Source organism: Streptomyces sp. BK208 (genome assembly GCF_004364245.1).
Taxonomy (GTDB): domain Bacteria; phylum Actinomycetota; class Actinomycetes; order Streptomycetales; family Streptomycetaceae; genus Streptomyces.
On the sequence record NZ_SOAV01000001.1, the window covers coordinates 598,129 to 621,130 of the forward strand.

21 protein-coding genes and 3 pseudogenes are annotated in these 23,002 nt (G+C 74.4%); 14 read left to right on the forward strand and 10 right to left on the reverse strand.

The features are described 5' to 3' along the window. Positions 1–7 precede the first annotated feature (7 nt). Both EV562_RS02850 and EV562_RS02855 read left to right on the forward strand, forming a co-directional pair. Positions 8–355 (forward strand): tetratricopeptide repeat protein, encoded by a 348-nt coding sequence (locus EV562_RS02850; RefSeq protein WP_133885022.1) that lies wholly within the window; start codon positions 8–10, stop codon positions 353–355. 54 nt (positions 356–409) lie between these two features. Next, complete coding sequence (locus tag EV562_RS02855) at positions 410–1,066, forward strand: peptide deformylase (RefSeq protein WP_133885361.1); 657 nt, start codon at positions 410–412, stop codon at positions 1,064–1,066. 35 nt (positions 1,067–1,101) lie between these two features. Here the strand turns inward: EV562_RS02855 and EV562_RS02860 are convergent, their stop codons facing one another. Then, entirely contained in the window at positions 1,102–2,535 is a 1,434-nt protein-coding gene (locus EV562_RS02860) for an NAD(P)/FAD-dependent oxidoreductase (RefSeq protein ID WP_133885023.1), read from the reverse strand. 119 nt (positions 2,536–2,654) lie between these two features. Here EV562_RS02860 and trxA point away from each other — a divergent pair, with 119 nt between their 5' ends. Then, entirely contained in the window at positions 2,655–3,050 is a 396-nt protein-coding gene (trxA, locus tag EV562_RS02865; RefSeq protein ID WP_133885024.1) for a thioredoxin, read from the forward strand. A gap of 18 nt (positions 3,051–3,068) precedes the next feature. On the opposite strand, the pseudogene EV562_RS02870 reads toward trxA, so the two are convergent. Continuing rightward, positions 3,069–4,102, reverse strand: a pseudogene (locus tag EV562_RS02870) (LacI family DNA-binding transcriptional regulator). Between the two features lie 72 nt (positions 4,103–4,174). Next, positions 4,175–4,882 (reverse strand): TetR/AcrR family transcriptional regulator, encoded by a 708-nt coding sequence (locus EV562_RS02875; RefSeq protein ID WP_133885025.1) that lies wholly within the window; start codon positions 4,880–4,882, stop codon positions 4,175–4,177. 138 nt (positions 4,883–5,020) lie between these two features. Here EV562_RS02875 and EV562_RS02880 point away from each other — a divergent pair, with 138 nt between their 5' ends. After that, entirely contained in the window at positions 5,021–5,584 is a 564-nt protein-coding gene (locus EV562_RS02880) for an NAD(P)H-dependent oxidoreductase (protein WP_133885026.1), read from the forward strand. Between the two features lie 83 nt (positions 5,585–5,667). On the opposite strand, the gene EV562_RS02885 is transcribed toward EV562_RS02880, so the two are convergent. Further along, positions 5,668–6,621: a TerC family protein gene (locus EV562_RS02885; RefSeq protein ID WP_133885027.1), complete on the reverse strand. Its 954-nt coding sequence runs from the start codon at positions 6,619–6,621 to the stop codon at positions 5,668–5,670. 152 nt (positions 6,622–6,773) lie between these two features. Here EV562_RS02885 and EV562_RS02890 point away from each other — a divergent pair, with 152 nt between their 5' ends. Together EV562_RS02890 and EV562_RS02895 are read left to right on the forward strand one after the other, a co-directional pair. After that, complete coding sequence (locus EV562_RS02890; RefSeq protein ID WP_243859951.1) at positions 6,774–8,042, forward strand: polysaccharide pyruvyl transferase family protein; 1,269 nt, start codon at positions 6,774–6,776, stop codon at positions 8,040–8,042. A 14-nt stretch (positions 8,043–8,056) separates the two neighbouring features. Next, a pseudogene (locus EV562_RS02895) lies at positions 8,057–9,148 on the forward strand (FAD-dependent oxidoreductase); the annotation flags it as partial. A 162-nt stretch (positions 9,149–9,310) separates the two neighbouring features. Here the strand turns inward: EV562_RS02895 and EV562_RS02900 are convergent. After that, the gene (locus EV562_RS02900; RefSeq protein WP_133885028.1) at positions 9,311–11,281 is read right to left on the reverse strand and encodes a BTAD domain-containing putative transcriptional regulator; all 1,971 of its coding nucleotides are present in this window, start codon (positions 11,279–11,281) and stop codon (positions 9,311–9,313) included. Positions 11,282–11,501: 220 nt separating this feature from the next. Between EV562_RS02900 and EV562_RS02905 the strand changes: the two genes are divergently transcribed. Next, positions 11,502–12,380 carry an alpha/beta hydrolase gene (locus EV562_RS02905; RefSeq protein ID WP_133885029.1) on the forward strand — a complete coding sequence of 293 codons (879 nt, stop codon included), beginning with the start codon at positions 11,502–11,504 and terminating at the stop codon, positions 12,378–12,380. Positions 12,381–12,489: 109 nt separating this feature from the next. Next, positions 12,490–12,873, forward strand: a pseudogene (locus tag EV562_RS02910) (MFS transporter); the annotation flags it as partial. A 188-nt stretch (positions 12,874–13,061) separates the two neighbouring features. Here EV562_RS02910 and EV562_RS02915 read toward each other — a convergent pair. The 3 genes from EV562_RS02915 to EV562_RS02925 all read right to left on the reverse strand — a co-directional run bounded on the left by EV562_RS02915 (position 13,062) and on the right by EV562_RS02925 (position 15,002). Continuing rightward, positions 13,062–13,490: a VOC family protein gene (locus tag EV562_RS02915; RefSeq protein ID WP_133885030.1), complete on the reverse strand. Its 429-nt coding sequence runs from the start codon at positions 13,488–13,490 to the stop codon at positions 13,062–13,064. A gap of 112 nt (positions 13,491–13,602) precedes the next feature. Further along, a complete protein-coding gene (locus EV562_RS02920; RefSeq protein ID WP_133885031.1) occupies positions 13,603–14,025 on the reverse strand; it encodes a PPOX class F420-dependent oxidoreductase in 423 nt (140 codons plus the stop codon). An 86-nt stretch (positions 14,026–14,111) separates the two neighbouring features. Further along, on the reverse strand, positions 14,112–15,002 hold the full coding sequence (locus EV562_RS02925; RefSeq protein WP_133885362.1) for an NAD(P)-dependent oxidoreductase: 891 nt from the start codon (positions 15,000–15,002) through the stop codon (positions 14,112–14,114). A 131-nt stretch (positions 15,003–15,133) separates the two neighbouring features. On the opposite strand from EV562_RS02925, the gene EV562_RS02930 reads away from it, so the two are divergent. Further along, positions 15,134–15,598: a type II toxin-antitoxin system PemK/MazF family toxin gene (locus EV562_RS02930; protein WP_133885032.1), complete on the forward strand. Its 465-nt coding sequence runs from the start codon at positions 15,134–15,136 to the stop codon at positions 15,596–15,598. Here EV562_RS02930 and EV562_RS02935 read toward each other — a convergent pair. Beyond that, positions 15,583–16,425, reverse strand: a complete 843-nt coding sequence (locus tag EV562_RS02935) for a TIGR02452 family protein (protein WP_166661536.1) — start codon at positions 16,423–16,425, stop codon at positions 15,583–15,585. The two genes, EV562_RS02930 and EV562_RS02935, sit on opposite strands and share 16 nt — an antisense overlap. Positions 16,426–16,720: 295 nt before the next feature. Between EV562_RS02935 and egtA the strand changes: the two genes are divergently transcribed. Genes egtA through egtD form a run of 4 tightly spaced genes read left to right on the forward strand, consistent with a single transcriptional unit; the run spans position 16,721 to position 21,151 of the window. Next, complete coding sequence (gene egtA / locus EV562_RS02940; RefSeq protein ID WP_133885034.1) at positions 16,721–18,022, forward strand: ergothioneine biosynthesis glutamate--cysteine ligase EgtA; 1,302 nt, start codon at positions 16,721–16,723, stop codon at positions 18,020–18,022. Then, positions 18,019–19,383, forward strand: a complete 1,365-nt coding sequence (egtB, locus tag EV562_RS02945) for an ergothioneine biosynthesis protein EgtB (protein WP_243859952.1) — start codon at positions 18,019–18,021, stop codon at positions 19,381–19,383. Before egtA ends, egtB begins: the two co-directional genes overlap by 4 nt. Beyond that, on the forward strand, positions 19,383–20,183 hold the full coding sequence (egtC, locus tag EV562_RS02950) for an ergothioneine biosynthesis protein EgtC (protein WP_133885035.1): 801 nt from the start codon (positions 19,383–19,385) through the stop codon (positions 20,181–20,183). The genes egtB and egtC overlap by 1 nt, the downstream gene beginning before the upstream one ends. After that, complete coding sequence (gene egtD, locus EV562_RS02955) at positions 20,180–21,151, forward strand: L-histidine N(alpha)-methyltransferase (protein ID WP_133885036.1); 972 nt, start codon at positions 20,180–20,182, stop codon at positions 21,149–21,151. Before egtC ends, egtD begins: the two co-directional genes overlap by 4 nt. Positions 21,152–21,251: 100 nt before the next feature. Here egtD and EV562_RS02960 read toward each other — a convergent pair whose 3' ends face one another. Then, positions 21,252–22,520: an extracellular solute-binding protein gene (locus EV562_RS02960; protein ID WP_133885037.1), complete on the reverse strand. Its 1,269-nt coding sequence runs from the start codon at positions 22,518–22,520 to the stop codon at positions 21,252–21,254. Positions 22,521–22,769: 249 nt separating this feature from the next. Here EV562_RS02960 and EV562_RS02965 point away from each other — a divergent pair, with 249 nt between their 5' ends. Then, positions 22,770–22,985 (forward strand): dodecin, encoded by a 216-nt coding sequence (locus EV562_RS02965; protein WP_030399431.1) that lies wholly within the window; start codon positions 22,770–22,772, stop codon positions 22,983–22,985. The last annotated feature ends 17 nt before the right edge of the window (positions 22,986–23,002 follow it).

The following is a 23,002-nucleotide window of genomic DNA, read 5'->3' on the forward strand; positions in this document are numbered from 1 at the left end:
GTCTCTCGTGGACACGACGTACTACGACCACGGAACGCCGGCGGAGCGCTGGGAGCGCGCGCGGATGTTCTTCGACGCCAGGGACTACGCCGCCGCGGCGCGGGTCCTGGACGGACTGGTCGGGGAGGTCCCCGAGCAGACCGGCCCGCGGCTGCTGCTGGCCCGTTCCTACTACCACTCGGCCCAACTGCGGCGAGCGGAGGCCGAGCTGCGGGTCATCGTGGAGCGCGATCCCGTCGAGCAGTACGCCCGGCTGATGCTGGGCCGCACCCTCGAACGGCAGGGGCGGCAGGAGGAGGCCGACGCCCAGCTGCGGATCGCCTCGGCCCTCGGGGGCGACCTCACCGAGGTCTGAGCGTGGCATCCTGGCGCGATGGGAACCGCGATGGGAACCGCGATGGGAGCCGGGATGGACAATCCGCGTGATCGCGCCCCGCTCGCCGAGCGGGTCGAGGAACTGCTCGCCGTCGGCGGCCCGTTGCCGATCGTCGCGGCCGGGGACCCGGTGCTGCGGCGCGTGGCCGAGCCGTACGACGGGCAGCTTGCCCCCGCGCTCCTCGCGCGGTTCGTCGAGGCGCTGCGGCTGACCATGCACGCGGCGCCGGGTGTGGGCCTGGCCGCGCCGCAGGTCGGGGTGGGGCTCAGGATCGCGGTGATCGAGGACCCGGCGCCGGTGCCGGACGAGGTGCGGGTGGCACGGCGGCGGGTGCCGCAGCCGTTCCGGGTGCTGGTGAACCCGTCGTACGAGCCCGTCGGCGACGGGCGGGCCGCGTTCTTCGAGGGCTGTCTGAGCGTGCCGGGCTGGCAGGCGGTGGTGGCCCGCCCCGCCGAGGTGAGGCTGCTGGCGCGGGACGAGCGGGGCCGGGCGGTGGACGAGGTGTTCGCCGGCTGGCCGGCCCGGATCGTGCAGCACGAGACGGATCACCTGGACGGCACCCTGTACCTGGACCGCGCCGAGCCGCGTTCGCTGGCGTCGAACGCCGCGATGGCGGAGCTGTGGTCGCAGCCGACGCCGCGGCGGGCGGCGTCGGCGCTGGGGTTCGAGCTGCCCGGCCCGGCGGACTGACCGACCGCGGGCCCGCGGACGCCCGGACGGGCCCGTCAATTGTCCCGGTAGGTCTCCAGAAGCCTCAGCCACACCTCGCTGATCGTGGGGTACGACGGGACCGCGTGCCACAGGCGGCTGACCGGCACCCGGCCGGCGACGACGACGGTCGCGGAGTGGATCAGCTCTCCGACCCCGGGCCCGACGAAGGTGACGCCGCGCACGATCTCGTCCTCCAGGTCGACCACCATGCGGGCGCGGCCCCGGTAGCCGTCGCCGTACAGGCTCGATCCCGCCACCGCGATGGGGACGTCGACGGCGCGGACGCGGTGTCCCGCCCGCTCGGCCTCGGCCAGGGTGAGGCCGACCGACGCGGCCTCGGGGTCGGTGAAGACCACCTGGGGTACGGCGTCGTGGTCGGCGGTCGCGGCGTGCGCGCCCCACGGGCCGGACTCCAGGTCCGGTACCCCGGAGGCGCGGGCGGCGATGGCGGCGCCCGCGATGCGTGCCTGGTACTTGCCCTGGTGGGTGAGGAGGGCGCGGTGGTTGACGTCGCCCACGGCGTAGAGCCAGTCGTGGCCCGTCACCCGGAGGCTGTCGTCGACCTCGAGCCAGGAGCCCGGCTCGAGTCCGACGGTGTCCAGGCCGATGTCGCCGGTGCGGGGCGTCCGGCCGGTGGCGAAGAGGATCTCGTCGGCCTGCAGGCGGTCGCCGGTGTCGGTGACCGCCACGACGGTGCCGTTCTCGCGGGTGACGGACTCGACGGAGACGCCGGTGCGGATGTCGACCCCGGCCTCGGTGAGCGCGTCGGCGACCAGTTCCCCGGCGAACGGTTCCATGCGGGCGAGCAGTCCGCCGTCGCCGCGCACCAGCAGCGTGACCCGGGAGCCGAGGGCCTGCCAGGCGGTGGCCATCTCGACGGCGACGACGCCTGCGCCGACGACGATCAGGCGGCCGGGCGCGCTCTTGGCGCTGGTGGCCTCGCGGCTGGTCCAGGGACGCGCCTCGGCGAGCCCGGGCAGCGGGGGCAGCGCCGCGGCGCTGCCGGTGCAGACGGCGACGGCGTGCCGGGCGGTGAGGGTCCTCCGGGTGCCGTCGGGGTCGGCCACCTCCACGGTGCGGGGTCCGGCGAGCCGTCCCTGACCGCGGTACAGGTCGGCGCCGATGCCCTCGACCCACTGGACCTGGCCCTCGTCCTTCCAGTGCGAGGTGAACTCGTCGCGGCGGGCGAGGACGGCCGCGGCGTCGAGGGGTTCCTGGACCGCTCCGGCGAGGCCGGGCAGGCGGCGGGCGTCCGCGCGGGCGATGACCGGGCGCAGCAGCGCCTTGCTGGGCATGCACGCCCAGTAGGAGCATTCGCCGCCGACCAGTTCGCTCTCCACGATCGCGGTGGACAGCCCGGCCGCGCGGGTGCGGTCGGCGACGTTCTCGCCGACGGGGCCCGCGCCGATCACGACGACGTCGTACGTGAGGGAATCGGATTGCGTCATGGGGTCAGTCTGGTGGGTGGTGTGCGGCGTGGCCACATGGGTACGCGCGCGGAATACGCACGAGGTCGGCAGTGTTGTGCCGACGGCTTCTCCCCCGAATCAGGAAGAGGGAACACCTCATGACCAGCACCGTGGAACTCACCAAGGAGAACTTCGACCAGACGGTCACGGACAACGAGTTCGTGCTGATCGACTTCTGGGCGTCGTGGTGCGGTCCGTGCCGTCAGTTCGCCCCGGTCTACGAGAAGGCCGCCGAGGCCAATCCCGACCTGGTGTTCGGCAAGGTGGACACCGAGGCGCAGCCGGAGCTCGCGCAGGCGTTCGGTATCCAGTCGATTCCGACCCTGATGATCGTGCGGGACCAGGTGGCCGTGTTCGCGCAGCCGGGCGCGCTGCCGGAGGAGGCCCTCACCGATGTCATCGGGCAGGCCCGGAACCTGGACATGGACGAGGTCCGCAAGGCCGTCGCCGAGCAGCAGGCGCAGGCCGGGCAGAACGGCGAGGACGGCCAGTAACCTGCGGTTCGGCCGCCTTCAGCTCGACTCCCGGTGCACCACCTTCGCGCCCAGCACCTTGTGGCGCTCGGGCGGGGCCTCGGGGTCGTGCACCGCCCGGTCGACGAGCGCGGCCAGGTCGCGGCCGGCGGGCAGTTCCAGGTGGACGGTGCTCAGCCGGGGCCGCAGCAGCCTGCCCAGCATCAGGTCGTCGGCGCCGATCACGGCGGCGTCGCGGGGAACGGCGAGGCCCTCGTCCTGAAGGGCCCGCATCAGCAGCATCGCGTACTCGTCGTTGTACGCGAAGACCGCGTCGAGCCCGAGGGAGAGCCAGCGCGCGGCGAGGCGGGCGGCGTCGCGCTCGTCGTAGCGCAGCGGCAGCTCGGTGACGGTGGCCTCGGTGCCGGCCGTCGCGCGGCGCGCGCCGTCGAGGCGGGGCGCCGAGAAGACGTCCAGGCCCCCTTCCGCGGGCACGACGACGCCGATGCGGCGGCGTCCGCGGTCGTGGAGGTGGCGGGTCGCGGCCCGGCCGACGCCCTCCTGGTCGGTGAGCAGGGCGTGCGCCCCGTCGACGGAATCGGGGCCGAGGGTGACGACCGCCCGGGCGCCGGAGCGTTTGAGGATCTCCACACCCTGCGGGCCGATGCCGGAGCCGGGTACCAGGACGGCGACCGGGCGCAGCTCCGCCCATGCGCGGGCGGCGTCGTCGCCGTGGAGGCCGACGGTGCCGTACTGCACGACGGTGTAGTCGAGGCGGCCGAGCGCCCACTGGAGTTCGCCGAGGAAGCGGCTGTAGAGCGGTCCGACGGGGAAGGACGGCGCCGGCATCAGGACCATCCGGCTGTGCCCGGCGCGCAGTGACCGGGCCGCGGCGTGCGGGACGTACCCGAGCTCCCGGGCGGCCTCACGGACGCGGTGCCGGGTGGGCTCGCTGATCCTGACGGCGCCGGTGTTGTTGAGCACGTAGAGACGGTCGCGCGCGAGACGCCGGCCAGGCGGGCCACGTCGGCGCTCGTGGGCACGGAACGCGGGCCGGAGGAGTCGGGGGGCGGCGGATTCGGTGTCTGCACCATGTCGTACGGCATCCTGGCAGAAGCCGCTCACGGAGCAGCGGGCGGGTCAACGTCGTCCGCTCCGGGCGGAGTTCAGACCGGCGGTGCGGAGGGCGAGGGTGCGGTCCCGGCGGCGGGGAGCTCGGTGCGGGTCACCCGCGCGACCAGGTCGAGCCAGCCGGCCCGCACCCGCTCGGGGGGCATCCCGCACTGCTCGATGAGGTGGTGGACGAGGGGCGCGTCGAGGTAGGCCATCAGGGTGTGCGAGAGGAGTTCGCAGTCGGCGTCCGGCACGGCCTCCCGCAGCAGCAGCGCCACGTGCTGGCGCAGGAAGCGGCGCGGGGGGAAGGTGTGGCGCCGTTCGGCGCTGGGCTCCCCGGCCAGCAGCAGGTCGAGCTGGTCGACGGAGCGGCTCAGCAGGGCGCAGCCGAAGGCCCGCAGCCGCTCGACGGGTGGTGCGCCGGGGCCGAGCGGCGGCGGCCCGCTCAGGAGCGCGGCCTGGAACTTGCGCTCGGAGTGGTCGAGCATCGCCGCGAGCAGCCCGGTGCGGTCGCCGAAGCGGCGGAAGACCGTGCCCTTGCCCACGCAGGCCGCGGCGGCCACCGCCTCCATGGTGAGGGCGGCCGCGCCCTGCTCGGCGACGAGGCGCTCGGCGGCCTCCAGGAGGCGGGCGCGGTTGCGCGCGGCGTCGGCGCGCAGGCAGCGCTCGTCCTCGTCGATCCCGGAGCCGAGCTGCAGCAGCTCGGACGGGCCGGCGTTCTCCTGAGGCGATTGCGGGAGGGGCGGCAGGGCGGCGGACATGAAGCCAGCGTAAAGCACCGGGAAGAAAACTGGACCGCGGTCCGTTTGCCGTGCTAGAAAATTAAACGGACCCCGGTCCGGATCGTTTCCGCAGTGTTTCGGCCCGCCCGTCACCCTCTGTTTTCCGTGGGAGTACTCATGTCTGTCCGCATCCTTGCGCTCGTCGGCAGCCTTCGCGCCGGTTCGCACAACCGTCAGCTCGCCGAGGCAGCCGTCCAGCTCGCGCCGGAGGGCGCCGAGGTGCAGCTGTTCGAGGGGCTCGCCGAGATCCCCTTCTACAACGAGGACCTCGACATCGAGGGCAGCGTCCCGGCCGCCGCCGCCAAGCTGCGCGAGGCCGCCCAGGGCGCGCAGGCCTTCCTGCTCTTCTCGCCCGAGTACAACGGCACCATCCCGGCCGTCCTGAAGAACGCCATCGACTGGCTGTCCCGCCCCTACGGCGCCGGCGCCTTCACCGGCAAGCCCGTCGCCGTCGTCGGCACCGCCTTCGGCCAGTACGGCGGCGTGTGGGCGCAGGACGAGGCCCGCAAGGCCGTGGGCATCGCCGGCGGCAAGGTGATCGAGGACCTCAAGCTGTCCATCCCCGGTTCCATGACCCGCTTCGCCGAGACCCACCCGGCGGACGACGCGGAGGTCGCCGCGCAGCTGACCGAGGTCGTCGCCCGCCTGCACGGCCACGCGGACGAGCCCGTCGCCGCCTGACCGGCGCCGCAAGACTCACGACGGGACCGGAGCTCGACCGAGCTCCGGTCCCGTCGTGTGCCGGGCCACCGCCGCGCCGGGCGTCACGCCGGCTCCCGCTTCCTGGTCGTCCACAGGCTCGTCGCCGTCGTGACCGCGAGGACCAGCACGATGAAGCCGAGCGAGAACGGGATGCCGATCTCCGGCACGTGGACACCGGACTCGTGCAGGGCGTGCAGCACCAGCTTGACGCCGATGAACCCCAGGATGACCGACAGGCCGTAGGAGAGGTGGACCAGCTTCTTCAGCAGGCCGCCGATGAGGAAGTACAGCTGGCGCAGGCCCATCAGGGCGAACGCGTTGGCCGTGAACACGATGTACGGATCCTGGGTCAGCCCGTAGATCGCGGGGATGGAGTCCAGGGCGAACAGGACGTCGGTGAACCCGATGGCGAGCATCACCACCAGCATCGGCGTCATGACCCGCCTGCCGTTCTGCCGCACCCAGAGCCTGGTGCCGTGGTACCGGTCGGCCACACCGAAACGGCGCTCGATCGACTTCAGCAGCTTGTTCTCCTCGTACTCCTCCTGCTCGTGCCCTCCCCCGCGGGCGTCCTGGATCAGCTTCCAGGCGGTCCAGATCAGGAAGGCGCCGAAGAGGTAGAAGACCCAGGAGAAGGCGGAGATGAGCGCCGCGCCGAGCGCGATGAAGACGGCCCGCAGCACCAGGGCCACCAGGACGCCGACCATCAGCACCCGCTGCTGGTACTGCGAGGGCACCGCGAACTTCGCCATGATCAGGACGAAGACGAAGAGGTTGTCGACGCTGAGCGACTTCTCGGTGAGGTAACCGGCGAAGAACTCGCCGCCCGGCCCGCCGCCGCCGAGAACGAGCAGCCCCACCCCGAAGAGACAGGCCAGCACCACCCACACCGCCGTCCAGATCCCGGCCTCGCGCAGGGACACGTCGTGCGGCTTGCGCCCGATGAAGAAGTCGGCGGCGACGAGCACGCACAGGCCCGCGACGGTCAGCAGCCAGACGCTGAGGGTGACGTTCACCGGTACTCCTCGTGCGGGGGCGGGATCGCGGACGGGGCCGTTCCTGATCAGGGTGTTTCCGCGCCGCCGGGCGGGCAACCCGGGACCGTGCGCGGTACCGCGCGCCGAGCCGGGCGCGCGTCGGCACGACCGTGACGTGACGGGAGTCCCGGATGACTCTTCGGCCCTCACATCCGCACCCCGCCCGCCGAGGCCCGCGCATCGGCGTACTGGGTTCCTACGGCGGCTTCAACATCGGCGACGAGGCGATCCTGACCTGTGTGCTGAGCTGTCTGCGCGCCCGGCGCCCGGACGCACGGCTGGTCGTCCTGAGCCGGAACGCCGAGCACACCCGCGCCCACCACCCGGACGCCGACGAGGTGGTGCCCTGGGAGCGGGTCAGCCGCAACCACGTCCTGGACGTGCTGCCCGGCCTCGACCTGCTGGTGCTGGGCGGCGGCGGCATCCTCTACGACGGCGAGGCGCGGCGCTACCTGCGGCTGGTGCGCGCCGCGCAGACCCGCCGGGTGCCCACCTTCGCCTACGCCGTCGGTGCCGGGCCGCTCACCGACGCCGAGGACCGCGAGGCGGTGCGCACGGTGCTGGCCGAGATGGACGACGTCGTGGTGCGGGACGAGGAGTCGCGGCTGGTGCTGGAGGAGGTCGGCCTGGAGCGCGAGGTCGCGGTCACCGCGGATCCGGCGCTGCTGCTGGCCCCGGAGCCCTTCACCGAGGCGATGATGCGCGACGAGGGCATCCCGTCCGGCACCCGGCTGGTGGGGATGTCGGTGCGCGAGCCGGGGCGGGCCGCCGAGAAGCTCGACGAGGGCGACTACCACGCCCTCCTCGCCGACGTGGCGGACTTCCTGGTCCGCCGGCTGGACGCGCGCGTGGTGTTCCTGCCGATGGAGCGGCACGACGTGCGGCACGCGCACGCGGTGCTCTCCCACATGACGGCCCCGGACCAGGGCCGCATCCTGCACGGCGACTACAGCCCGGGACAGGTCCTCGGCTTCATGCGCCATCTCGACGTGGCCGTCGGCATGCGGCTGCACTTCGTGATCTTCGCCGCGCTCACCGGCGTACCGGTGCTGCCGCTGCCGTACTCCGGCAAGGTCTTCGACTTCGCGCGCCGGCTGGGCGCCCCGGCACTGGTGGGCGTGGCGCGGGAGCAGGCCGGGCTGCTGCTGGCGGAGGTGGACCGGCTCTGGGACGAGTATCCGCAGCGCAGGGACGACCTCGCGGACCGGATGACGGAGCTGTCCGCGTCGGCCCGCCGGACCTGCGAGCGGTGCGGGTCCCTGCTGGACCGGATCGCCGCCGCGCGCGAGCCGGGCGGCGCCCCGGCGGCGGGCGCGTCGGCGGCGGCCCCGGGGACCGCGGGCGGCGCTCCCTGCCGTGAGGAGCCGTACCGCGCCGAGCCGCGTCCGCTGAACGCCTGACCCGGAGGTGGCCGATGCCGGTCCTGGAAGAGCCCCGCGAGTCCCGCACCGTCACCCTGCCGCCCAGGACCGCACGGCACGGGGGCCGCTGCGACGTCCTGGTGGTGGGCGGCGGCCCCGCCGGGTTCGCGGCGGCGGTCGGAGCGGCCGACGCCGGGGCGGACACCGTCCTGGTGGAGCGGTATGGGTTCCTCGGCGGCAACGCGACCGTGGCACTGGTGATGCCGCTGATGTCGTTCCACAACGAGCACCGGCAGGCCGCGTTCACCGAGGCCGGGGACACCTCGCGGCTGCTGCCGACCGATCACGGCGAGGGCGAGCCGGTGGTCGCGGGTGTGCTGTGGGCCCTGCTGGACCGGCTCATGGGCCGGGGCGGCTGCCTGGCGCCCTCACCCCGGACCGGGTACACGGTCCCCTTCGACCCCGAGCTGTTCAAGTTGTCCCTGCTCGAGATGGCGGACGAGTCGGGGGTGCGGATGCTGTTCCACTCGTTCGCCTCGGGCACGCTGCCGCTGGAGGACGGTTCGGGCCGGCGGGTGGTGTTCGAGACCAAGTCGGGACCGGTGGTGATCGACGCCGGGGTGGTCGTGGACGGCACGGGCGACGGCGACGTGGCGACGGCCTGCGGGGCGCCGTACGAGATCGGCAGGCCGGAGGACGGGCTGGTGCAGCCCATGACGCTGATGTTCCGCGTCGCCGACTTCTCCCGGCCCGACTTCGCCGACTACGTGCGCGAGCACCCCGACCAGTGGCGGGGTGTGCACGGGCTGTGGGACCTGATCGAGGAGGCCAGGGCCAACGGCGAACTGCGGCTGCCGCGCGAGGACATCCTCTTCTTCGCGACCCCGCACCCGCACGAGGTGTCCGTCAACAGCACCCGCGTGAACCGGGTCCTCGGCAGCAGCGTCTGGGACCTCACCCGGGCCGAGTACACGGCCCGGCACCAACTGGCCGAGATCGACCGCTTCCTGCGCACCCGCGTGCCCGGCTTCGAGGAGTCGTACGTGGTGCAGAGCGGCACCCACGTCGGCGTGCGGGAGAGCCGGCGCGTGCTGGGCGACTACCGGCTGACGGGGCACGACATCCTGGCGGCGCGCATCTTCCCGGACGTGATCGCGCACGGCGCGTACCCGGTCGACATCCACAATCCGCGTGGCGACGTGCGGCGGACCAAGAGGGCCATGCCTCTCTGGCACGCGGGGCCGATCCTCAGGGCCTGTGCGCAGTCCTCGCCGCGACGAGTGGGCTGTGACGCGGGGCCTCCGCCGTCACGTCCCCAGGGCCCCGCGGATCGCCGCGAGCCATCCGTCGACCGGCCCGAAGGTGAGCAACCCGCTGCCCGCGCCCGCGAGTTCACCGGAGGCGGGCAGCAGCCTGTCGTACGTCCGCCGGAGCGCCGGGCGGTCGCCGAGGGAGAGGGCGAGCGCGGCCTCGGCACAGCACAGGGCTTCGTAGAGGAGGTCGGGCGGTGGCTCCGGCAGGGCCCGCAGGGCGCCGCGGGCCTCGGTATCACGGCCTGCGGCCAGGAGGGCGAACGGCTCGGCCCAGGGCCGGTAGGGCCCCCAGTCCGCGTCCGGGTCCACCCGCACGGGCCGTCCGTGGGCCAGCCGCAGGCCGAGCAGCGCCAGGGGCAGCAGCCCGCGCTCCAGCCCCGGCATCCCCATGCCGTCGAGCCGTGCGGCGGCCGCCCGGAAGGCGTTCTCGGCGCTGGCGCAGGACCCGCCGGAAACCGCCTCGCGCACGGCCAGGTACCACGTGGTGAAAACGCCGACGAGGGGACGCCCGTGGCGCTCGGCGAGTCGGTCCACGGCCCTCGCGTGCTCGTCGGCCGCGCTGAGGTCGGCGAGGGCCGCGCGGGCCTGGAGCCGGATCAGGTGGCCGAGCACCTCGTGGTTGACCATGCCGTGCCGGGCGCCGAGCGCGACGAGTTCGGCACCGATCGCGTCGCGGCGCGGCGCCAGGCCCGCGCGGGTGCAGGACTGCATGAAGAGGCCGTTGAGGGCGAACGCGAGCAGCGCGGGGTCGTCCAGGCCGCGGGCGATCCGCTCGGCCTCGGCGGCCGCCCGCGGCCCGCGCGGGGACCGCACGCCCCGCGATTCGAGGGCGACGGTGGCCAGCAGGCGGCAGCGTGCCGCGTCTGCGGTGGGATCCTCGGGCAGCGCGCCGAGGGTGCGCTCGGCGGCGGCGACGATCCGCCGGGCCAGCTCGGGGTCGTCGCTGCGGGTCCAGTTGGCGGGGACGTCGTAGGCACCGATCACCCGGGCCGTCAGGTCCGTGTCGCCCGTCTCCTCCGCCGCGCTGACCGCCGCCATGCGGTGCTGCCGGGCGGCTTCCAGGCCACCGCCGCCGGTGACGGCGAGGCCGCGCAGCAGGCCGACGGTGGATTCCAGGCGGGCCGGTGCCCCGGCGGCGACCGTGCGGTCGTACGCCTCGGTCGCCCGCGCCCACAGCCGGGCCGCCGCTTCCGCCGGTTCACCGGGCGGGTCGAGCTCCGGGTCCTGGGCCAGGATGCCCGCCTCCAGGCGGCGCAGCCGGGGTCCGGGGTCGAGGCCCAGGTCCCCGGCCAGCCGGGCGCGGGCCCGGCGCAGCACGGCGAGGGCGTCCGCCTGCCGGCCGGTCCGGTACAGGGCGAGGGCGAGCAGGCGCCAGGACTCCTCGCGCCAGGGGTGGTCGGCGAGGTGCGCGTCGAGGTCGGGGACCGCCTCGGCGGCACGCCCGAGTTCCACCAGCAGCTCCGCCCGGCGTTCCACGGCGCGCAGCCGCAGTTCGGTGAGCCGGGCGCACTCTCCCCTGGCCCAGTCCTCCGTGCCGAACTCGGCGTAGGCGGGCCCTCGCCACTCCTCCAGGGCCGCCCGCAGCCGCCCGGGTGCCTGGGCGGCGGGCAGCCGGTCGGCCTCGGCGACGGCGGCCTCGAAGCGCCACGCGTCCACGGCGTCCGGTGCCGCGCGCAGGGCGTATCCGGGGCCCTCGGTCACCAGCAGCCGGGCCGGGGCGCGCGGCGGACGGTCGGGTTCCAGGGCGCGGCGCAGGTCTCCGACGAAGGTGCGCACGGCGCCGACGGCCCGTGGCGGTGGATCGCTCCACAGGTCCTCGACCAGGCGGGCGACGGGGACGACCCGCCGCCTGGCCAGGACCAGCCGGGCCAGTACGGCGCGGTGCCGGGGGCCCTTGAGGCCGAGCGCCCGGCCGCCCCGCCGGGCGGTGACGGCGCCGAGCACGCCGAACGTGACCGCGTCCATGTGCCGTGTTCCGTCCGCTCCGCTCGCCACCGCTCGTGCCCTCCCCACGGTACGCGTGCGGGCCGCTGCCCGGCCGGTCGCCGAACGGTCGCCAACGGTCTGCCCACCGGGCCGACCGGCTGCTGACGGGTCGCTGATCGGTTGCTGATTCGCGGGCGGGAGCCTCGAAGGCGTCACGAAGGCGCGTGGCGCGAGCAGGAACAGAGAGGCACCGACCCCCATGGAACCCACGATCCCCGGCTTCACCCACGACCGTGTGACGGTCGCCGACGGCATCGGCCTGCACGTGGCCGTCGGCGGCACCGGCAGCCCGGTCGTGCTGCTGCACGGCTTCCCGCAGACCCACCTGATGTGGCGGCACGTCGCCGCCGACCTGGCGGCCGACCACACGGTCATCTGCCCCGACCTGCGCGGCTACGGCGCCAGCGACAAGCCCGCCGACCCGGACGGCACCGCGTACGCCAAGCGGACCATGGCCGCCGACGTGGTCGACCTGGCCCGGCGGCTGGGCCACGAGCGGTTCGCGCTGGCCGGTCACGACCGCGGGGCGCTGGTCGCGGTGCGCGCCGGGCTCGACCACCCCGGCGCGGTGACGCACCTGGCCGCGCTGGACGTGCTGCCCACCCTGGACATGTGGGACGTCCTGCGCGGCACGACGGCGGCGGTGGGCTTCCACCTGTATCTGATGGCGCAGCCGCCGGGACTGCCGGAGCAGCTGATCGGCGCCGCGCCGGACGCGTTCTTCGGTCACTTCCTCGACGTCTGGACCCGGGACCCGGACGCCCTGCCCGCCGACGTCCGCGCCGCCTACCTGGCGGCCTCCCGCGCGGCGGTGCCGTCCATCGTGGCCGACTACCGTGCCTCGGCGGGCATCGACGTCGACCACGACCGGACGGACCGGGAGCTGGGCAACCGGCTGGGGATGCCGGTGACCGTCCTCCAGCAGGACTGGGGCGCCGCCCTGGGCTACGACGCCGCCGCGCTGTGGCGGGCATGGGCGCCGGACCTGCGGCACGAGACCGTCGGCTGCGGGCACTTCATGGCGGAGGAGGCGCCCGACGCGGTGGCCGGGGCGCTGCGCGCCCTGCTGACCCGGTAGGCGGGACCAGCTCCGCCCGCGCACAACGGTCGGTTGTGCCTTCCGCCCCGCCGGTTGTTCGATCCGCCCGGCCCCGGATCGCTTTGACGCCGGCGTGACGAAGTCGGGTGTGGTCGAGTCGCACGTGGTGGGCGGCGGGCCGTGGGGGCGGGGGTTCGGCCGGCTGTGGGCCGCGTACGCGGTCAGCACGTTCGGCACGCGGCTCGCGTTCGACGCCTTTCCGTTGACCGCGGTCGTGGTGCTGGACGCCGGGCCGGAGCGGGTGGCGGCGCTCGCGGCGGCGGGGCTCGCGGTGGGCGCGGTGGCGGCGGTGCCGCTGGGGCCCCGGGTGGAGTTCCGGCGCAAGCGGCCGGTGACGGTCGCGATGGACCTGGTGCGGTGCGCGGTCCTGCTGAGCGTGCCGCTCGCGTACGTCTTCGGGCGGCTCGGCTTCGGGCGGCTCGGCTTCGTCCAGCTCCTGGTCGTGTCGGTCGTCGTCGCCGCGGCCGACATCGTGGGGTCTGCCGGCCGGCCTGACCGGGCCGCGGACCGCGGTCGCGCCGGCCGGCGTGCTGATGCTGGCGACCCCGCTCCTGCTGCCGCGGCGGGCCCAGGCACCCGCTCCGGCCCTGCCGGAGCCCGCCGGTGACGGGTGAGGCACCGGCGCTTGCCGGTGCCTCACGTGCGGCCGTCGGGTGCCCGTCAGCAGGCCCCGGGCACGTCCTCCGTGACACCGTTCAGCGGTGAGGACGGGTCAGTGCCGTAGGGGCGGGTGAAGGCCTCCATGCCGTGCCCGGCCGGGTCGGTGAAGTACACGCCCCGGCCGCCGTCGTTGCGGTTGATCCGGCGCGGGTGCCGGCCCTGCGGGTCGGCCTGGATGGGGGTGCCGCCCTCGACGAGCCGGGCGAGGACGGCGTCGAACTCGTCCTCGGAGACGAGGAACGCGTAGTGCTGCACGGGGATCTCGATGTCGACGGTGGCGAAATCGAGGGTGACGCCGTTGGCGGTCGTCACGGGCAGGAACATTCCGGCCGGCTCGCCGACCTCCAGGCCGAGGATTCCGGCGAGGAAGCGGGCGGACTTCTCCCGGTCTCGGGAGAGGACGATGGTGTGGTTGAACTCGACTGACACGGTCAATGCCTCCACGGGCATCTCCACGGCGCCTCCATGCCTCACCCGGACGGTGACCGACACGCGATGCCGCGCCGCGATCATAGTCCGCGTCCGCCCCCGTGTCCCGGCCTCAGCCGGACTGGTCGCTGTCCTTCATCGCTCCCCAGCCGTGCCAGCGCTCCACCTCGACGAAGACGCTGACCCGGGGGCGCTTGCGGTCCGGGTACGGGTTGCCGGTGTAGTGCCGGGAGAGCCGGTCGATGCCGGAGAGGTCCTCGTCGTCGCGCATCTCGGCGACGCGGCCGATGAGGGTGACGTGCGTGTACCAGTCGTCGCCCGCGAGGACGGTGAGGCTGACGCGCGGATCACGGCGCAGGTGGCCGAGGCGCACGCGGCCCGCGTCGAGGTTGATCAGCACGCGGCCGTCGTCGTCCCAGGCGTACCAGGTGGGCGTGGAGACGGGGGCGCCGTCCGAGCGGAGGGTGGCCATGACGCAGGGGTTGGGGCGGCGCAGCAGTTCTACGGCCTCGGCCGGCAGCGGCGGCTTGGACATGCGGGCTCCTCTGGGTGGTGGTGCGGTCCGGTCCGGGTCCGGTCCCGGTGTTCGGTTGTTCCGTGCCTCCGGTACCCCGGACGGGCTCAGTCGGTCGCCTTCTCCTCGAAACTGGCGAAGTAGGCCGCCGCCATGTCCTCGTCGCCGTGCCCCTGGGCGGCGGCCCGGGCGAACCGCTGCGCACCGGCGGCCGCGAGGTCCAGGCGGACACCGTTGGCCTCACCGGCCTCGACGATGAGGCGGGCGTCCTTCTCGGCGGTGGTGACGGCGAACTGGGCCGGCGTCAGCGCCCCGTCGCGGATCAGCGCGGCCTTGGCGTGGAGGTAGCCCATGTCGAGCGGACCGCCCGCGATCGCGTCGAAGAAGCCGTCCGGGTCCACGCCCAGCGCCTTGGCGAGCGACAGGGCCTCGCCGACCGCGTTGGTGGCGGCGAGGACCCAGCTGTTGGCCACCAGTTTCAGCCGGGTGGCGGTGCCGGCCGCGCCGTCCTCGCCGGTCCACACGGTGCGGGAGCCGACGGCGTCGAACACGGGCGCCACCCTGTCCCGTGCCGCGCCGGGACCCGCGGCGAGCACCAGCAGCTCGCCGGCCTCGGCGGGCTGCCGGGTGCCGAGGACGGGGGCGTCGAAGAAGACCAGGTCGTGTTCGTGGGCGAAGGCGGCCAGGTCGGCGACCGCGTCGACGCCCGCCGTGGTGGACTGCGCCCACACGGTGCCGGGCCGCAGTCCTGGCACGGCCCGCCGCATGACGTCGAGGGCGGCCGGGCCGTCGTACAGCATCGTGAGGACCGCGTCGGCGCCGCGTACGGCCTCCTCCGGGCTGTCGGCGACGTGCGCGCCGTCGGCGGCCAGCGGCTCGGCCTTGTCCCGGCTGCGGTTCCAGACGCGGACGCGGTGTCCGGCGCGGGCGAGGTTGCGGGCCATCGCGGCACCCATGATGCCGGTGCCCAGGACGCTCACGGTGAGCTGGTCGGTCATGACGTCGCCTTCTGCCTCGTGCTGACTCGTGCGGTTCATCGGCCGCCTTCCGGGCGCGGGCCCACAGGCCAGCCTGCCATCGGACCCGGGTCCCCGCGCGTCCGCGCGGCCACGTCCCGTACGGTACGGCCGTGAGCCCCTTTACCGACGACGTCGACAGCAACGGCGGGACCGCCCCCGGCCGTTACGGCCCCTCCGCCACCACCGAGGCCGACCCCCGGAAGGTGGGCCGGGTGCGGACCGAGTACTCCCCCGCGCACGACGGCGACCCCGATCCGGGCGAGATCGTCTGGACGTGGGTGCCGTACGAGGAGGCCGACGGGCGGGGCAAGGACCGGCCGGTGCTGGTCGTGGCCCGGGAGGCGGCCGGGACGGTGCTGGCGGTGCAGCTGTCCAGCAGGCGGCACGACGGTGACCGGGAGTGGGTGCCGATCGGGAGCGGGCCCTGGGACCGCTCCGGGCGCGATTCCTGGGTGGACGTGGACCGGGTGCTGCGGCTGCACGACGCCGGCATGCGCCGGGAGGCGTGCGCCCTGGACCGGATGCGCTTCGACCTCGTGCGGCAGCGGCTGCGGGAGCGCTACGGCTGGAGCTGACCGGAGCCGGCGGCCGCGCCCTCGGGGAAGACACGGTCGAACGCGGCCCGGACGGCACTGCCCGGGGTGCGGTCCAGGATGCCGAACGCCACCTGCTCGAAGGTCCCGGCGAACCGTCCGCCGGGCCCGAGCAGGGTCCGGAAGGCGCCCGCCACCTGGGCGGGGTCGTTGCGGAACACCCCGCAGCCCCAGGCTCCCAGCACCAGCCGCCGGTACCCGTGCGCGGCGGCCGTCTCCAGCACCCGCTCGGCGCGCGCGGCGAGGGCGGCGGGCAGCTCCGCGGCGCGCTCCGGGGCCGTGCGCAGCACCACGCCCGCGTTGGGCGCGGCGGCGGTGAGGAATCCGGCCGAGAACGGCTGGTCCAGCAGACGGCCCCGGTCGTCGCGGAAGACGGGCACGCCGGGCGAGTGGATGACGCGGTCCGTGTAGAACGGGTCGCGGTGGGCGCGGTGGTGGTCGTAGAACTCGGGGGCCCGCAGCAGGCAGGTGTACAGGGCGGAGGCCCGGCACAGGGCCTCCTCCTGGGCCTGGGCGCCGTTGAGGTAGCCGCCGCCGGGGTTGCGCGCGGAGGCGAAGTTGAGGACGGCGACCTCGCCGCCGAGCCGCCGGGCGGCCTCAAGGCTGCTCTCGCCGGTGACCTCGAGGACCGTCCGCACCGGCGTGGCGACGGGCGGCTCGACGGGCCCCGGACCGTACATGCGCGTGCCGTCCCGCGCCGCCTCGACGGCGGCCGCGACGGACACCTCTCGGCCGCCGGACGTGCGGTAGGACCCGGCCGCGACGATCTGTTCCGTCTGCTGTGCGATGCCCCGCAGGCGCGCGCTCACGGCGCCACCCCCGTGGACGTCGTGACCGCGCGCCGCGCGGTCTCCCCCGTGGTGCTCATGAGGGAATCCTGGGTGATGCTGGGGATGCGGTGCAACGGAGTTTCCCGACCGGCGAACGACGCGAACGACGGGGAAAGTCCCCGGGAACGGACGGATCGCGGAGATTGCCGAGCGGGAACGTCCCGATATGCATCCTTGTGCGGAGCGGCACGAGGGTCTTGGGTGGGACGAGTGTGCCGGCCCGGCCCGCCGTAGAAGGGCCGGCGGCATGGTGGAATCTCAGGAGGATCCCGACATGTCCGATACGGTTGGGGGCTGTATCCGGCCCCGTACCGCCGTCAGTGAGGCCGAGGTCGAGGCGCTGGTCCGCGGCATCTGCTTCAAGACCGGTCCGCCCAGGCTGCTCGGCGTCGAGGTGGAATGGCTCGTCCACGAGCTGCGCGCGCCGCGGCTCCCCGTGTCACCCGAACGGCTCCGTGCGCTGTACACCGCGCTGCGGGCCGTGCCCCTGAGGTCGGCGCTGACCGTCGAACCCGGCGGCCAGCTGGAGCTGAGTTCGCTCCCCGCCGCCTCGCTGACGGAGTGCGTCCGCTCCGTCTCCGCCGATCTCGACGCCGTCCGCGCCGTCCTGCGCGAGGACGGCCTCGCCCTGGTCGGCCTCGGCCACGATCCCTGGCACCCGCCGCGCCGCTACCTGCGGCAGCCGCGCTACGACGCCATGGAGGCCTGTCTCGACCGCTCCGGCGACGGTGGCCGCTTCATGATGTGTGCCTCCGCCTCCGTGCAGGTCTGCGTGGACGCGGGGCACGAGGAGCCGGGGCCGCAGGGGTATGTACGCCGGTGGTGGCTGGCCCATCACCTGGGCGCCGTCCTGCTGGCCGCGTTCGCCAACTCCCCGCTGTCCTGCGGCCGGCCCACGGGCTGGCGGTCCACCCGGCAGTTGCGCTGGACGCAGATCGGCGTGGGCCGTGCGGGCGGCCCCCCGCTGGACGGCGACCCGCGCGGCACCTGGTCCCGGCACGTCCTGGACGCCCCGGTGATGTGCGTGCGCCGGGACTCCGGCCCCTGGGACGTGCCGGAGGGCCTGTCCCTGCGGGAGTGGACCCGCGGGACGGTGCCGAGGCCGCCGACCCGGGAGGACCTGGACTACCACCTCACCACGCTCTTCCCGCCGGTCCGTCCGCGCGGCCACCTGGAACTGCGCATGATCGACGCGCAGCCCGGGGACGACGGCTGGATCGTGCCGCTGGCGGTGACCGCCGCGCTGTTCGACGACCCGGAGGCCACCGAGACCGCCTACCGCGCCGTCAAGCCCTTGGCCGAGCGCTCGCTCGGGCTGCCCGCGCCGCACAATCCGCTGTACGAGACGGCGGCCCGGGACGCCCTGACCGACCCCGAGCTGCGCGAGGCGGCCGTCGTCTGCTTCACGGCGGCGCTGTCCGCGCTGCCCCGGCTCGGCGCGGGCGCGGAGGTCGTGGACGCCGTCGGCGGGTACCTGGAGCGCTACGTCCGCCGGGGCCGCTGCCCCGCCGACGATCTGCTGGAGATGCCGGGCGGCGCGGACCGTGGCCCGCACGGGAGGGAGACCCGCTCATGACCGACCCCACTGACGCGACCACGGCCGCCGAGGCGACCGCCAAGGCCGAGGCGGCCGCCACCGCCGAGACGCTGCGGGAGCGGGCCCTGTCCACCCTCGTCGCGGCGCGGGAGCGCACCACGCTGCTGACCGGCTGTGTGGAGGGCCCCGACCTGACCGGCCAGGTGTCGCCGCTGATGTCCCCGCTGGTGTGGGACCTGGCGCACATCGGCAACCAGGAGGAGCAGTGGCTGCTGCGCGCGGTCGCCGGGCACGAGGCGATACGCCCGGAGATCGACAGCCTGTACGACGCCTTCGAGCACCCCAGGGCCGAACGGCCGAGCCTGCCGCTGCTGTCGCCCGCCGAGGCACGGCGGTACGCGGCGGACGTGCGCGGGCGGGCCCTGGACGTGCTGGAGAGCACGGCGTTCGAGGGGACGCGGCTGACGGAGGCGGGTTTCGCCTTCGGGATGATCGCCCAGCACGAGCAGCAGCACGACGAGACCATGCTGATCACGCATCAGCTGCGCAGGGGCCCGCAGGCCCTGACCGCGCCCGACCCGGACCCCGTGCCGCTGTTCACCGGACCGGCCGAGGTCCTGGTGCCGGGCGGCCCCTTCCTGATGGGCACGTCCACGGAGCCGTGGGCGCTGGACAACGAACGTCCCGCGCACCCGCGTGAGGTCGCGCCGTACTTCATCGACACCGTCCCGGTGACCAACGGCGCCTACCGGGCGTTCATCGACGACGGCGGCTACGACGACCCGCGCTGGTGGACCCCCGAGGGCTGGGACCACGTCCGTCGCCACTCCCTCACCGCCCCGCTGTTCTGGCGCCGGGACGGCGGGCAGTGGCTGCGGCGCCGCTTCGGGGTGACCGAGGTGGTGCCGGCCGACGAGCCGGTGCTGCACGTGTGCTGGTACGAGGCAGACGCCTACGCCCGCTGGGCCGGGCGCCGACTGCCCACCGAGGCGGAGTGGGAGAAGGCCGCGCGGTACGACCCGGCCGGCGACCGCGTGACGCGCTACCCGTGGGGCGACGCCGACCCGGGTCCGGAGCACGCCAACCTCGGGCAGCGGCACCTGCGCCCGGCACCGGCGGGCAGCTATCCGGCCGGTGAGTCGCCGCTCGGTGTGCGGCAGCTGATCGGCGACGTGTGGGAGTGGACGTCGAGCGACTTCGCCCCGTACCCGGGGTTCAGGGCGTTCCCGTACCGGGAGTACTCGGAGGTGTTCTTCGGCCCCGACTACAAGGTGCTGCGCGGTGGTTCCTTCGCCGTGGACGCGGTGGCCTGCCGGGGCACGTTCCGCAACTGGGACTATCCGATCCGGCGGCAGATCTTCTCCGGGTTCCGCACGGCCCGGTCGGCGGAGGTCGCCTGATGTGCCGTCACCTGGCCTACGTGGGCCCCGGGGAGCAGCTCGGCGCGCTCGTGGTGGCGCCGCCGCACGGTCTGTACCGGCAGTCGTGGGCACCCCGGCACCAGCGGCACGGCACGGTCAACGCGGACGGGTTCGGCGTCGGGTGGTACGCCGAGGGCGACCCGGTGCCGGCCCGGTACCGCCGGGCCGGTCCGATCTGGGCCGACCGGTCCTTCGCCGACCTGGCCCGGGTGGTGCGGACCGGCGCGCTGCTCGCGGCCGTACGGGACGCGACGCTGTCCGGCGCCGACGCGGAGGCGGCGGCGGCGCCGTTCGCCGCGGGGACCTGGCTGTTCAGCCACAACGGCGCGGTGGCGGGCTGGCCCGGTTCACTGGCGCCGGTGGCCGCGACGCTGCCGCCCGGGGAGCTGCTGGCGCTGGAGGCGCGCAACGACTCGGCGCTCGTGTGGGCCCTGGTCCTGGCCCGGCTGCGCGCCGGGGACGACGAGGGCCGGGCGCTGGCCGAGACGGTGCATGAGGTCGCCGCGGCGGCTCCCGCCTCCCGGCTCAACCTGCTCCTCACGAACGGCTCCACCGTCACCGCCACCACCTGGGGCGACACCCTGTGGTACCTGTCCCGGCCCGGGGGCGGCACGGTCGTCGCCTCCGAGCCCTACGACGACGACCCGCGCTGGCAGGAGGTCCCCGACCGCTCCCTGCTCGCGGCGAGCGGCACCGAGGTGCGGCTCACCCCGCTCAAGGATCCCGGCACGACCGCCCACGCAGACGCTTTCGCCACCCCGAAGGAGCCCCGCACGTGAGCCAGTTCCGTCTGACCCGGACGCTGCCCGAGGACGCCACGGACGCCGCCCTGCGCGCCGACGTCCTGGCGGGCCTGACGAGCACGCCCAAGTGGCTGCCGCCGAAGTGGTTCTACGACGCTCGGGGCAGCGAGCTGTTCGAGGCGATCACCGCGCTGCCCGAGTACTACCCGACCCGGGCGGAGCGGGAGATCCTGGTCGACCGGGCCGGGGAGATCGCGGCGGCGACCGGCGCGCACACCCTGGTCGAGCTGGGTTCCGGGTCCTCGGAGAAGACGCGCGTCCTGCTGGACGCGTTGACCGAGCGGACCGGGCTGAGCGGCTACGTGCCGGTCGACGTGAGCGAGAGCGCCCTCACCCTGGCCGGCGAGGCGCTCGTGGCCGAGCGTCCGGGGCTCCGGGTGCACGCGCTGATCGCCGACTTCACCGCGGGGCTGACGCTGCCCGACACGCCGGGCCCGCGGCTCGTGGCGTTCCTCGGCGGCACCGTCGGCAACCTGCTGCCCGAGGAGCGCGCCGCGTTCCTGGCCTCGGTCCGGGCCCTGCTCTCGCCGGGCGACACCCTGCTGCTGGGCACGGACCTGGTCAAGGACGAGGGGGTGCTGGTCCACGCGTACGACGACGCGGCGGGGGTGACGGCCGCGTTCAACAAGAACGTGCTGTCGGTGGTGAACCGCGAGCTGGAGGCCGACTTCGCGCCCGCGGCCTTCGAGCACGTGGCGCTGTGGAACGCCGAACGGGAGTGGATCGAGATGCGGTTGCGCTCGCGCACCGCGCAGACCGTCAAGGTCCAGGCGCTCGACCTGGCCGTGGACTTCGCGGACGGGGAGGAGCTGCGCACCGAGGTGTCCGCGAAGTTCCGCCGCGAGGGCGTGCGGACCGAGCTGGCGGCGGCCGGTCTCGACCTGACCCACTGGTGGACGGACGGGGAGGGCCGTTTCGCCCTGTCGCTGAGCGTGGTGCGCTGAGTCTGGTGAGCTGAGCGCCGTGCGCTGAGCGCACCCGCGCGTCGGCGGTGCCGAGCCGGAGCGGTCCGGACCCGGTGTGCCCGGGTCCGGACCGCGTCGGTCAGCGCGCGTTGGCGTCCAGCAGCCCGGTGATGCGGTCGGAGGCCTTCCGGGCCTCCGCCTTCGCGTCCGCGCCCTTGAGCACCTTCGTCATGTACGCCTTGATCGGATTGTCGGCCTCGACCGCGCCCCAGCGGGGCGTACCGGGGGTCGCCCGGCCCTGGGCGGCGCCGGCCGCCATCGCCTCGATCCCCTCCTCGCCCGACACGTCCTCGGCGAGCGACTTCTTGTTGGGGACGTAGTTCATGGTGCGGGCCAGGTCGGTGTTCCACTCGGTGCTGACGAGCGCCTCGACCACGGCGCGGGCCCCGTCCTCCTGGTCGGTGTTCTTCGGGACGACGAGGTCGGAGCCGCCGGTGAAGACGGCCCCGGGCCGGCCGGCGCTCCTGCCGGGCACCGGGAAGAAGCCGATCTTCCCCTTGAGGCCGGGGTTCTCGCGCAGGATGGACTGGGCCTGGCCCGGCACGGCGATGATCTGCGCGGCCCGCCCCTCGGCGAAGACGCCGGACTGCGGCGGGTGTTCCTCGTCCGCGTCGACCGGCCCGTCGCCCAGGGCCTGGAGTTCGCGGTAGAAGTCCATGCCGCGCAGGGCCGCCTCGGAGTCCAGGGCGCCGGTCCAGACACCGCCCTCGCCGTCCTGGGTGGCCAGCTCGCCGCCCTCGTCCCAGATGAAGCCGGAGAGCGTGTACCAGTCCTGGCCGGCCAGGTAGATGCCCTGGTCACCGTTCTTGTCGAGCTTCTCGGTGGTGGCGAGCCACTCCTCACGGGTGCGGGGCGGCTCGCCGACGCCGGCCTGCTCGAAGAGGTCCTTGCGGTAGATGACGACGCGGTTGGCGGCGTACCAGGGGATGCCGAACTGCTGGGACATCCACTGTCCGGGTTCGGCGAGGCCCGGCAGCCAGTCGCGGATGCCCCAGTCGCGCATCGACTCCAGGGTCAGGTCCTGCAGCAGGCCGCCCTCCGCGTACTGCGGAACCTGGGTGTTGCCGACCTCGACGACGTCGGGCCCGTCGGTCCCGTCGGCCTTCAGCGCGGCCTGCACCTTGTCGCCGATCCCGGTCCACTCCTGGATGCGGATGTCCAGGTCGAGGTCGGGGTGGTCGGCCTCGAAGTCCTCGGTGAACCGCTTCAGGAAGTCCTGCGAGGCGCTGTCCTTCATGAGCCACAGGGTGACGGTGCGCCCCCCGCTCCCGCCGTCCTGCGAGACCAGCCCGCAGCCGCTGAGCACGGAGGCGGACACACAGACAAGGGCGAGGAGGCGACGTCTCACGAGGGGTCCTTCTGGCTGACGAACACAGGGCTGAGGCAGGGGGACCTGCCCACGCGAAGGGAGACCCGACGTGGGGGACGAGCCCGAGGCTCGAACGGGTGTCTGGGATTTTGGTATGGACCAATACAAAGGTCAAGGGGAGTACCGGAGGGTTTCCGCCAGGAAGGCCGATGCCTCGCGCTCCGTCCCGACTTGGGGCACGGTGGAGTGACGCAGAGCACACCGCCGTCCTGCGGAAGGGAGCCCCGCATGTCCAACCACACCTACCGGGTCACCGAGGTCGTCGGCACCTCGCCCGACGGCGTCGACCAGGCCGTCCGCAACGCCATCACCCGCGCCTCGCAGACCCTGCGCAAGCTGGACTGGTTCGAGGTGACGCAGGTGCGCGGCCAGATCGAGGACGGGCAGGTCGCGCACTGGCAGGTCGGCCTGAAGCTCGGCTTCCGCCTGGAGGAGTCGGACTGACGCGCCGCTCGCCGGGG

Bases quoted from the DNA above. Each gene is read 5' to 3' on its own strand.
- EV562_RS02855 (WP_133885361.1), top strand. From the start codon at position 410: ATGGACAATCCGCGTGATCGCGCCCCGCTCGCCGAGCGGGTCGAGGAA.
- EV562_RS02860 (WP_133885023.1), bottom strand. From the start codon at position 2,535: ATGACGCAATCCGATTCCCTCACGTACGACGTCGTCGTGATCGGCGCG.
- trxA (WP_133885024.1), top strand. From the start codon at position 2,655: ATGACCAGCACCGTGGAACTCACCAAGGAGAACTTCGACCAGACGGTC.
- EV562_RS02875 (WP_133885025.1), bottom strand. From the start codon at position 4,882: ATGTCCGCCGCCCTGCCGCCCCTCCCGCAATCGCCTCAGGAGAACGCC.
- EV562_RS02880 (WP_133885026.1), top strand. From the start codon at position 5,021: ATGTCTGTCCGCATCCTTGCGCTCGTCGGCAGCCTTCGCGCCGGTTCG.
- EV562_RS02890 (WP_243859951.1), top strand. From the start codon at position 6,774: ATGACTCTTCGGCCCTCACATCCGCACCCCGCCCGCCGAGGCCCGCGC.
- EV562_RS02900 (WP_133885028.1), bottom strand. From the start codon at position 11,281: ATGGACGCGGTCACGTTCGGCGTGCTCGGCGCCGTCACCGCCCGGCGG.
- EV562_RS02905 (WP_133885029.1), top strand. From the start codon at position 11,502: ATGGAACCCACGATCCCCGGCTTCACCCACGACCGTGTGACGGTCGCC.
- EV562_RS02920 (WP_133885031.1), bottom strand. From the start codon at position 14,025: ATGTCCAAGCCGCCGCTGCCGGCCGAGGCCGTAGAACTGCTGCGCCGC.
- EV562_RS02925 (WP_133885362.1), bottom strand. From the start codon at position 15,002: ATGACCGACCAGCTCACCGTGAGCGTCCTGGGCACCGGCATCATGGGT.
- egtA (WP_133885034.1), top strand. From the start codon at position 16,721: ATGTCCGATACGGTTGGGGGCTGTATCCGGCCCCGTACCGCCGTCAGT.
- egtB (WP_243859952.1), top strand. From the start codon at position 18,019: ATGACCGACCCCACTGACGCGACCACGGCCGCCGAGGCGACCGCCAAG.
- egtC (WP_133885035.1), top strand. From the start codon at position 19,383: ATGTGCCGTCACCTGGCCTACGTGGGCCCCGGGGAGCAGCTCGGCGCG.
- EV562_RS02965 (WP_030399431.1), top strand. From the start codon at position 22,770: ATGTCCAACCACACCTACCGGGTCACCGAGGTCGTCGGCACCTCGCCC.